The 9,464-nt window shown below is 68.0% G+C and carries 9 protein-coding genes and 3 pseudogenes; 7 read left to right on the top strand and 5 right to left on the bottom strand.

Annotated features, from left to right (window positions below):
• Together P1P75_RS20805 and P1P75_RS20800 are read left to right on the top strand one after the other, a co-directional pair.
• On the top strand, nt 1-309 hold a 309-nt coding region (locus tag P1P75_RS20805), incomplete at its 5' end, for a hypothetical protein (RefSeq protein WP_319257500.1).
• A 120-nt stretch (nt 310-429) separates the two neighbouring features.
• Nucleotides 430-606: a hypothetical protein gene (locus tag P1P75_RS20800; protein ID WP_319257501.1), complete on the top strand. Its 177-nt coding sequence runs from the start codon at nt 430-432 to the stop codon at nt 604-606.
• Nucleotides 607-1,027: 421 nt separating this feature from the next.
• Here P1P75_RS20800 and P1P75_RS20795 read toward each other — a convergent pair whose 3' ends face one another.
• Entirely contained in the window at nt 1,028-1,447 is a 420-nt protein-coding gene (locus tag P1P75_RS20795; RefSeq protein ID WP_319257503.1) for a hypothetical protein, read from the bottom strand.
• Nucleotides 1,448-2,050: 603 nt separating this feature from the next.
• Between P1P75_RS20795 and P1P75_RS20790 the strand changes: the two are divergent.
• Nucleotides 2,051-3,130, top strand: a pseudogene (locus P1P75_RS20790) (IS1380 family transposase); the annotation flags it as partial.
• A gap of 165 nt (nt 3,131-3,295) precedes the next feature.
• Nucleotides 3,296-3,541: a hypothetical protein gene (locus P1P75_RS20785; protein ID WP_319257505.1), complete on the top strand. Its 246-nt coding sequence runs from the start codon at nt 3,296-3,298 to the stop codon at nt 3,539-3,541.
• Between the two features lie 187 nt (nt 3,542-3,728).
• Here P1P75_RS20785 and P1P75_RS20780 read toward each other — a convergent pair whose 3' ends face one another.
• From P1P75_RS20780 to P1P75_RS20770, 3 genes are all read right to left on the bottom strand, one after another.
• Nucleotides 3,729-4,373 carry a uracil-DNA glycosylase gene (locus tag P1P75_RS20780; RefSeq protein WP_319257507.1) on the bottom strand — a complete coding sequence of 215 codons (645 nt, stop codon included), beginning with the start codon at nt 4,371-4,373 and terminating at the stop codon, nt 3,729-3,731.
• A 397-nt stretch (nt 4,374-4,770) separates the two neighbouring features.
• A complete protein-coding gene (locus P1P75_RS20775) occupies nt 4,771-5,739 on the bottom strand; it encodes a tyrosine-type recombinase/integrase (RefSeq protein WP_319257509.1) in 969 nt (322 codons plus the stop codon).
• Between the two features lie 238 nt (nt 5,740-5,977).
• Nucleotides 5,978-6,334, bottom strand: a complete 357-nt coding sequence (locus tag P1P75_RS20770) for a hypothetical protein (RefSeq protein WP_319257511.1) — start codon at nt 6,332-6,334, stop codon at nt 5,978-5,980.
• Nucleotides 6,335-6,804: 470 nt separating this feature from the next.
• Between P1P75_RS20770 and P1P75_RS20765 the strand changes: the two genes are divergently transcribed.
• Nucleotides 6,805-7,074 carry a hypothetical protein gene (locus P1P75_RS20765; protein ID WP_319257512.1) on the top strand — a complete coding sequence of 90 codons (270 nt, stop codon included), beginning with the start codon at nt 6,805-6,807 and terminating at the stop codon, nt 7,072-7,074.
• Between the two features lie 132 nt (nt 7,075-7,206).
• Nucleotides 7,207-8,205: pseudogene (locus tag P1P75_RS20760) on the top strand (IS5 family transposase).
• A gap of 186 nt (nt 8,206-8,391) precedes the next feature.
• Here P1P75_RS20760 and P1P75_RS20755 read toward each other — a convergent pair.
• Nucleotides 8,392-8,820 (bottom strand): annotated as a pseudogene (locus P1P75_RS20755) (transposase); the annotation flags it as partial.
• A 57-nt stretch (nt 8,821-8,877) separates the two neighbouring features.
• Between P1P75_RS20755 and P1P75_RS20750 the strand changes: the two are divergent.
• Nucleotides 8,878-9,288 carry a type I restriction enzyme endonuclease domain-containing protein gene (locus P1P75_RS20750; RefSeq protein ID WP_319257514.1) on the top strand — a complete coding sequence of 137 codons (411 nt, stop codon included), beginning with the start codon at nt 8,878-8,880 and terminating at the stop codon, nt 9,286-9,288.
• Nucleotides 9,289-9,464: the final 176 nt, after the last annotated feature.

Below are 9,464 nucleotides of genomic sequence, written 5' to 3'. Positions count from 1 at the left end.
CCGGAACCGATCCAACCCCCGCCCGCCGGCCCTGCTGAGTCGGTCGGTAGAACAGACTCACTGGACTGGCTGCGTCGCCACTGGCCGGCGGCCGCCGGCGCTGCGGCGGTGGCCGGCGCGGCCCTGGTGTACTTCATCCTGCTGCCCGGCAGCGGAGAGAGCCCTCGCTCGGGTTGCCTCAGCATGTGGTGCCGCCACCCACTCCCCATCGCCTACGGCCGGAGATCCGACCGGCAGCCCTTCACCGTCCCCGTCTTCGCCCTCACCGCTGCTGACACCGGGGACCGTGCTGGGCGGATGGGGTGGTGAATTCCTTACGAGACGCTGACGCGGCGGTCAAACTGAATCGGCACGTCAGCCCCACCGGTAACTCTGGTCATGGCCGTCACCGATCTTGGCAGGCGGCGGAGACCATCTGAGGAGCCGGACATGAGTAGGAACCACCAGCGCAGCACGCACAAGGCGAAGTCCAGGAGCCCCTTGACCCTGATCGGTGCCGGATTCCTCGCCACGGCCCCTGCTGCGGCGACGGTGAACCTGGCCTCCGCCGGTGAGCCCGCTCGTCCGGGCGGCAAGGCTGACCATGCGCCGCGAAGTGCGGTGTAGGAGGAGGCCAGTGGGCTGTTCGCCCACACCAGCGCCACCACCGCGGCCAACAGGACCAGCCCGCCGACGGGCTCCGTGCGCAACGCCCGGGCAACGGCCTGGCGTTCGGGCCAGGGCAGAAGACCGAGGTCGACCGACGAATCTCTGACTCAGGTCACTAGAGACTGGGCGGGCACCCTGGCCTCCAGCGCGACACTTCTGGGCCAGGCAGGCGTCGGCGTCGCTGCCGAGGACGTACCAGAAGCGAACTTCGGACACGGTGAGGAGACCTTCAGGGCGTCGGCGGAAAAGGGGAACACCCCCAGGGCGCCGACTTCCCGGCACACCACGCGCCGACTCTTTACGCGTTCTCTACACCGTATCGAGCGTGCTGCTGTAACCAACCAACCAACCAGCCGCCGACTCATTGGCCATACTGCTGCTACGTCAGGTCTTTGCGGCCCAGCCACGCCGGCCGTACCGGCACCCCATCCGCATACCGCTCCACGGGCGGTGGGGAGGGCGGAGGCGGCGCGGCAGCCGCCGGATTCGATTCGCCCTTGCGAGGCTGCGCGAGCTGAGCCGGTGCGGCGCTGTCTTCCAGCAGCTCCGCGACCGTGAACCGAGTGCTGAACGACTGCCAGGCACCATCGATGACCAGAAGGAACCCGTCACTCTCCCGGAAGAGCCGGCGCCGTTTGGGGCTCCTTGGATGCTCCGGTGAATGGTGCCGGGCGCGCTGCTCCAGCTCCACGAGCGCCTCGTCGCGCGTCCCCTCCAGCTGCGCCAGCACGTACGCCTCCGCGTGTTTACGCTCCCCGATGCCGACCGTCGTCTCGATGACCAAACCCCACGTCGCCATGTCCCCCCCTTGTTCGGATCAACGAACAGCCTACGAGGCCCAAGGCCGCGACGCCGTCCACGACGAAGTTGCCCGAGCCGGTTCCCCTGCTCCAGTGGGCAGCGTCCGCCGCAATAAATGCTTGTCGCGGGTCTACTGTTGCGGCCGGTGCGGGCAAGCTCGCCCGCATGGACGGTGCCACCTACCCCGCCGCCCTCACCCGCGCCGCCACTGCCTTCGTCGCGGTCATCACCCTCTCCGCCGCGGCGACCGCAGCCATCGCTGCCTTGTCCAGCTGACGAGCCCCATTTTGCGGCTGTGACGATCCTGCTGGCCTATTCGGGCCTTGGGGCAGGTCTGATGGCCAGAACCGCGCGGCCGGCGGCGCGCGCTGTATCACGTCGTCGTCGCTGGTGCCGGGGGGCCTCGGTCAAGGTCACCGGCACAACGGTTCCGTGAGGTCCGCCCGCACAAGGCACGGTGGGCCGGCCTGCGAAGTGAGCCTCGCGCTTTCACGAGGTGGGCTGTCCAAGAGTTGATCAGAAACACGGAAAGTGCCCTTGACCTGCAACGATAGGACTTGCTGAGGGTCCTGTTGGCTGCAGGGGAAAGAGCACTTTCCAGGTGAGAGAGCATATCTCGTCGTACCCACATGTCCGTGTCCGGGGAGACGGTCGGCAGGTGGTCTCGCAGGCAGGTGCGGTCCTGCTGCTGGAGACGGTCCGCAAGACGGGCCTTGACCAGGCGATATCCGCAGCTCTGGCTCCGTGGCGGAAGCCGCGGGCCGTCCACGATCCCGGCAAGATCCTCCTGGACGTTGCCCTGGCGGTCGCACTGGGCGGGGACTGCCTCGCGGACGTCGCGATGCTGCGGTGTGAGCCGGCCGTCTTCGGCCCGGTCGCCTCCGATCCGACCGTCTTCCGCCTGATCGGCACCCTCGCCGCGTCCGGCGAGAAGGCCCTGCAGGCCATCCGGTCCGCACGCCCCGGAGTCCGCCATCGTGCCTGGTCGTTGGCCGGCGAGAACGCCCCGGACGCCGACGGTCAGGTCACCGTCGACCTCGACGGCGTCCTCGTGATCGCCCACTCCGACAAGCAGGACGCGGCGCCAACCTGGAAGAAGACCTACGGCCATCACCCCCTGACGGCCTTCGTCGACCACGGACCGGGCGGAACCGGAGAGCCCGTCGCCACCCTCCTCAGACCGGGAAACGCGGGCTCCAACACCGCTGCCGACCACATCACCACCGCCCAACTCGCCCTGGCCCAACTGCCCAAGCGATACCGGCGAGGACGGCAGACGCTGATCCGCACGCACTCCGCCGGCGGCAGCCATGACTTCGTGTCCTGGCCCGCGAAGCGGGGCCGATGGCTGTCCTACTCGGTCGGCATGACGGTCAGCGAAGCGATCCACGAACACGTACTGAAGGTCCCCGCCTCGGCCTGGACCCCGGCCATCGAGAACGACGGTGAGGCGCGGGACGGGGCCTGGGTCGCCGAGCTCACCGGCAAGCTCCTTGACGGCTGGCCCAAGGGCATGCGGCTGATCGTCCGCAAGGAACGGCCCCATCCCGGCGCCCAGTTGAGGATCACGGACGCGGACGGCATGCGGATCACCTGCTTCGCGACCAACACCACCGGCCGGCCGATCGCCGCCCTCGAGCTGCGTCACCGGCTCCGGGCACGGGCCGAGGACCGGATCCGGGCCTACGCACCCGGCCGAACGGGTGTTCACCTTAATGTCGGGGCAGGCTGTCAATGCATCTTGTGTCGGGGCCCGGGCCCCGCCGGCGAGGAAACGGTTGACCAAAACCCACGGAACGGCTCGGCCCGGCCTGTCGGTCGGCCACACCGCCGTCGATGACGTTCGGTGGTCACTCTGCGCGGCGAGATCGACCATACGGTCAAGAACGAGCTCACCGAGGCCCTGTTGCCCCAGGGCAGTGTGACGCGGCCGTGGACCGTGGTGGACTTCAGCGACCTGCCAAAGGGCCAGCCGGTGGAGGTGTACTCGAGGTCCCGGCCGACGCGCGGGCAGTCCGTGCTGTTGTGCCGACTCGCCGTGCAGGTCGACGTCGGTGCCGGTGAGGAAGTCCAGGAGGTCGGGGTCGGTTGACGCGAGGCTGTCGACGAAGCCGTACGCGTCGAAGGCGAAGGAGCCACCTTCGGAGGGAGCGGGTCGGACGCACCGGATCAGGACGTGGTCCTCGTCTGGGTTGCGCCGCCTGTTGGGTACGCCGCCGATGTCGACGACAAGGTCGAAGCTGTCGACCATCCCTGGTCCACCTCAGCATTGCCGATTTCTACAGAAGCCCGCCCACCCCACGGAGCACGTCGCCGACGGTCTGGCAGGAGTCGACTCTGTGCTGTGCGCGGCGGGTGCGTTCATCCGGGTCTCGCACGAAGAGAGCCTGCCGTCCCGGGTGGTAGGTGCTGACCACCTTCAGACTCCGTTCACGGACAACTCCGGGGTGCGTCTTGAGCAGGCGGCGCCACGCGTCCTGGGCTTCGCTGCCCTGGAGAAGCACGACCTCGGCCTTGGGCATCAACCCCAGCAGCTGTTTCAGGACCTCGACGCCGGCCTGAAGCTCGGCCGCTTTCGGCGAGCGGTTGATGTACCAGGGGTAGGCGTTCCAGGGAGTGACGTCTCGCGGCGCGATCCCCGCCCCCTCGAAGAGCTGGACCTGAAGCTCCGCTGTCGGATCGTCGTTCTCCACGCACAGAAATCCGGAGCCGACACCCTCCTGTGTCTTGGGGCCCGGGTCCCGCAGGATCGACAGGGCGCGCGCGTCCACGCCGCCGTGCCAGGGGGCGACGTGCGGCATCCAGCCACGCTCGTCCTGGTCGCGCAAGGCGTCGACCATCTCATTGATCGGACGTACGTGAGGGGCGTAGCGCCCCTGCTCCTGCTCTATCCGGAACGCCCCGTCCCGCATTCGTCTCGCCATATTTCCTCCAACACCAGCTCACATCACAATGGGAACCCTACCTGGAGGGTCCGACACTGCAGACTGCTCAAGTAACTCTGCCCCACAGGGGGCCAGCGGAGGATGTCCTGGAGCATCAGGGCGTGTACCTGTCGGCTGAACTGCAGGGCGGGTTTGCCCAGTTCAGCGGACAGCCCGTAAAGCGCGTGGCTGTCGTCCCGCCTCATGGTCGAGAGAGATGGGCAAGGCCCAGATCTGCGCTCGGAGCCGTACCGGCTGCTTGATCCCGCCGGGACGGACGTCGGGCCGGTCGCGGTGTACGGAGAACTCACGTACTACGGGCACGAAGAAGCCCCCTACCAACGATGTTCTCGCCAGCAGGAGGCTGTCTTGTCCCCGGTGGGCCGTCTCTGGGCCGTCAGGGTTCCTGGGCTGAGTCGAAGACACCATCCAGGGCCCGGCGGGCTCGCTCGCTGCTGCTCACGGCCTTGATGCTCTCGCCCGCGTCCAGGAGGACCGAGGCGTAGAAGTGGCGAAGGGCGTGCACCCCGTGCTGCCGGGCGGAGGCGTACGGCTTTCCGGGTTCGGGCGTCGGGATAAGGCCGGCGGCTGCGAGGGCGGGCTTCCACTCCTGGATGTTGAAGTTGCTTCGCCATACGATTCCGTCGGCCGTGTTAGTGAAGATCAGGCGTCGCTCGGTGAGCGGGCCGTCCGGCTTGATCCACGGCAGTTTGATGCCCACGGGCGGGTGACTCGTCGTGTGCCGGCGCAGGGCGGAGGCCACCGAGGACGGCAGCGGCACGTCTCGCTCCTTGTTGCCCTTGGGGGGAGCGAAGACGGAGACACCCCGGATCAGCTTGATCTGAGTGGTGACCCGCAGCGTGTCTCCGTCGAGCTGTACGGCGTCTTCTGCCAGGCCGATGATTTCGCCCTGCCGGAGACCGCAGCCGCCGCCCACGGCGACCATGGCTTGGTACCGGTCCGGCAGAGCGTCGCGGACGGCATGGACTTGGGACGGGAGCCACAGCATGACCCGGGCGGCCGAGACGGCCGGCGGGCGGACGGACGCCGCCGAGCACGGATTCCGGGCGAGGTGGCCGTCATCCACGGCGGCCGACAGCACCGCGCGGACGTTGGCGTAGATGTTGCGGGCGTAGCTGCCGCCTATCGAGTCGTTCTCCAGGTCGCGCACGAACTCGCGGACGTGGACCGGGCGGAAGGACCCAAGCGGACGTGCCCCGATGCGGGGGAAGGCGTGCAGCCGAAGACGGGTCTCCGTCCCGATGCGTGTGTTCAGGTCGGTCGTCTGCCCGGCGATCCAGCGCTCCGCGTACTGCTGGAAGGTCGTCCGGGCGGCCTTGGGATCGACGTACTCACCACGAGACATGTCGGCAGCCGTCTCAGCCAGCCACTCTTCGGCCTTGCGCTTCTGACGGTCAGGGAAGGACCGGCTCCTGCCTGCCTTCGGCGCAGGCAAAGTCGAGCAGACGCGGCCCAGGGCGTCAAGGTCGTTCGTACAGTGGCGCGCTCCACCTTGTCGCCCTGAACCACGCCCGCTCCAGATACGTGTGGGCCGAAGGTAGACGGGATGGAAGCAGGGGAGGGTGGTGGTGCCCGTCAAGAAATCACGCTTGGGCGAGCGCCAGGAGGATGAAGACGAACCCCGTGGTGGACAAGGCAGTCATGGCGGCAAAGCGCCAGCAGGCCCGCCGCCGTCTGGCCAACGCCACCACAAATCCAGCGACAGGAGCGACTGCCGCACCGCCCAGGCCAACCCAGAGCAAGACCCTGGCGACCCCCTCCCAGAAGACATGGGGCGACGGCCCGGACACGATGCTCAAACCCACACAGAGTGCGACGGGAAAGAGGAACCACCATAAGGTCAGTCCGGTGATGATCCGGGAAGTCGCCTGGTCAGTGGTATCGATATCGCGGACGCTGGCCATGGCGTGATCGAGTGGGGTGGCGCTGTCGGATGGCATTTCCGGATCATAGAGAGTGCCCGGGAACCCTGTGAAGAAAGGGATGCGCTGGGCTCAAGCCAACCGCGCGTACGGGCCGACCACCCGTGGCTGCGAAGCACATCCCGGGAATTCTGGCGTCGTAGGTGTGCAGCGCAATCTCCGAAGCTGGCGCCGTGCGGCACGTGCGCCGGAAGGCGCATGACAGTTCGGGGACGTCGTGATGTGCTACAGCCAGGCTGCCTGGGCGTCAAGGCGGACCACACTCCGGACCTCTCACAGAATTGCTCGTCACCGGTCACTTATGAGGAGCAGGCGGGAGCGGACGCTCCTGAAGCCAGCAACGCACTTGCTCGGCCTCCTGATGGCGCCCGAGGCCGTCCAGCGCCTGCGCCTGCAGCCCCAGCACGCCGTGGAGTCGGGGGAAGGCAGCGTGGCAACATGGCCTGTGGCATGCGCCGCAGGGCGTCCCGAACAAACGGAGCACTCCCGTGTCTGAGCGTCACCTCGCGTGCGTCGCGCGCACCGGTTCTACCCACATCTCCAGGCAGTTGGGCGGCGGTGAAGCCGCAGTCATCGTGACCATCCTCGTACTCGCCGGAGTCCTCACGCTCACGGGGATGCCGGCCGCCGAAATCCTGAAGCTTCTGTCCTGGGCAGGACTGATCGCGGTGGCCCTCATTACGATGGCCGGCGCCAGCCCGCTGCGCGGTTTCAGCCGTGCGGTACGCGCTCTTCTGGCCCCGGCCAACCAGCGCTGACGGGCCGATAACGTGGCACGACCAGAGAAGCCCCTCCTTGACGGCAAGGGGGAACTAGGTCCTGTCTGATGTTGTGATCTCTCTGCCGGGGTTTCGGCCCGTCGGGCCGAGATCTTCGGTAGAACAATGCCCGTGACTCGAGCACAACTGACCGATGGTGAGTGGGACTTCATTGCGCCCTTCCTGCCGATCGGCGCCTTCGGCCCGTATCCGCAGAACCCGAGGGCCCAGTTCGAAGGCGTCGTGTGGAAGTTCCGGTCCGGGGCCGAGTGGCGAGAGATGCCCGAGTGCTTCGGGCCGTGGCAGACCGTCTACGACCGGTTCCGCCACTGGCGGAAGGCCGGGGTGTTTCACCGCGCTGCTCGACGGCGTGATAGCCGAGGCTGCCCGGCAGGGCAAGGTGGACCTGTCGCTGGTCAGCGTGGGCTCGACCACGGCCCGGGCCCACCACGACGCGGCGGGACTGCCCGTCGACGCCGAGGTGCTGGACGCCTTGGAGAAGGCAGCCGCCGAAAAAGGGGCACAGGCAAGGAACAAGACGGACACCAAGACCCCGCCGTCCAAGAGCGCCGACGGCTGACCAGGCGCCGCAGGGCCCGCCTGGCGGCAGCAAGTGTGGGCCGCTCCCGTGGCGGCCTCACCACGAAGATCCATCTCGCGATCGACTCCGCCTGCCGCCCGCTGGCCGTCATCGTCACCGTCGGGCAGGCGGGTGACAGCCCTCAGTTCATTCCCGCCTGGAGAAGATCAAGGTCCGCGGGCCGGCCGGCAGGCCCCGGACCCGGCCCGGGCCATTGCCGGCGACAAGGCGTACTCCTCCCGCCGCAACCGCACCTACCTGCGCAGACGCGGAATCAAGGCCGTGATCGCCGAGCCGAGGGACCAGGCGGCCAACCGCCGGAAGAAGGGCTCGCGTGGCGGGCGTCCCGTCACCTGCGACCGCGACCTCTACCGTGGGCGCAACACCGTCGAACGCGGCATCAATAAGATCAAGGCATGGCGGGGCCTCGCCACCCCGCTACGACAAGGACCCCGCCAACTACCAAGCCGGCCTTTGAACTCCGCGCGGCACTTCTCTGGATCCGCAGCCTCCAAAACCGCCCGGCAATCACAACATCAGACAGGCCCTAGCCGGGCATCTGGCCCGGGCGGTCTTCAACGTTGAGCGTTGGCTGGCCGAGCTGCCACCGGCGGGCGGGACGCCCATCGATGCTGTCGCGTACTTCCTGTCTGGCGCCGGCCCGGCGCCGCATCTGGAGGATGCGGTGCCGCGTCGGATCCGCGAGGTGGGCGAGCAGGAGGCGGCCGGTGGGCCTGCACGGTGGCTGGCGACAGGCCGGCCGTCGAGCCGAGGAACTGCTCCAGCGCGGGCACGAAGTCGCCCGAAGACAGCCCGTGCAGGTAGAGCAGCGGCAGCACCTCACTGACTTTGGGTGACTTGCGGCACCACGGCGGCAGGATCTTCGAGGAGAACCGCATCCGCTCGCCGGTGGCCTCGTCCACCCGCGTGTCGTTGACGCGCGGGGCCGTGACCTCGACGGAACCTGCGGCAGTGGTCACGGTCCTCGGCCGGTGGTGGCCGTTGCGGACCACCAGGCGGCGCCCGGCCTCGTCCATCTCCGAGGCCAACTCGGCTATGTACTGGTTGACTTCGGCCTCCAGCGCGGCGGCGAGCATCCGCCGGGTGCCCTCGCGGACGATCTCGTCGATCAGGGAGCCGGACTCGGTGGAGCCGTCGGCGTTCACTACGCTGAACGGAACGTCGGCTACTGGTGACTACTTACCCCGGAGGAGCCAAAGGCGGTGTCCGCGACGATCCGCTGTATGCAGCGGAGCTGCCGACGCAGGACCACCTCGCCCGGGTTCTCGGGCCGGGTCTCGATCCAGGTCTTCGCCAGGGGGTTGGTCCACAGCAGAACAACCGGATCGTTCGCGCTGTCCCTCACCCCGCGGCGCCCGATGTACCACGGCCGGGACTCTCCGCCCGGTTCCTCCGGCGCATCGACGCGGGTGGTTGCGGAGGTCCGCAGCAAGCTCAAGCCGGACTGGATCGCCCGCGAGCCAGTCCGCGCCCGCCTCCGCAGCGCCATCAAGCGTCTCCTGGCCCGCCGCAACTACCTGCCGGACGAGGCCCCGGAGTCCATCGACTTGGTCCTGAAGCAGATGGAGCAGTTCGCCAACGAGTGGTCCACGAACGGCACCCAGGACAGCTGACCCTGGGCGGGAGACGAGAGGACCAAGAGGAGGCAACAGGCTCGCCTCGTACTGGTCCTTCTTGGTTCTTGGGCGCGGCTCTCGGACGACAGAGATGATTACTCTCCGAACCCTTGCGGTTTCGTGGACGAGTCCATACCGTCAGAGACGTACGGATTCGTCTACGAAGCCGAAAC

Source organism: Streptomyces sp. ID05-39B, assembly GCF_033794725.1.
Classification (GTDB): Bacteria; Actinomycetota; Actinomycetes; order Streptomycetales; family Streptomycetaceae; genus Streptomyces; species Streptomyces bobili.
The sequence above is the reverse complement of the archived record's forward strand: the minus strand, read 5'-3'. Positions and strand labels throughout refer to the sequence as shown.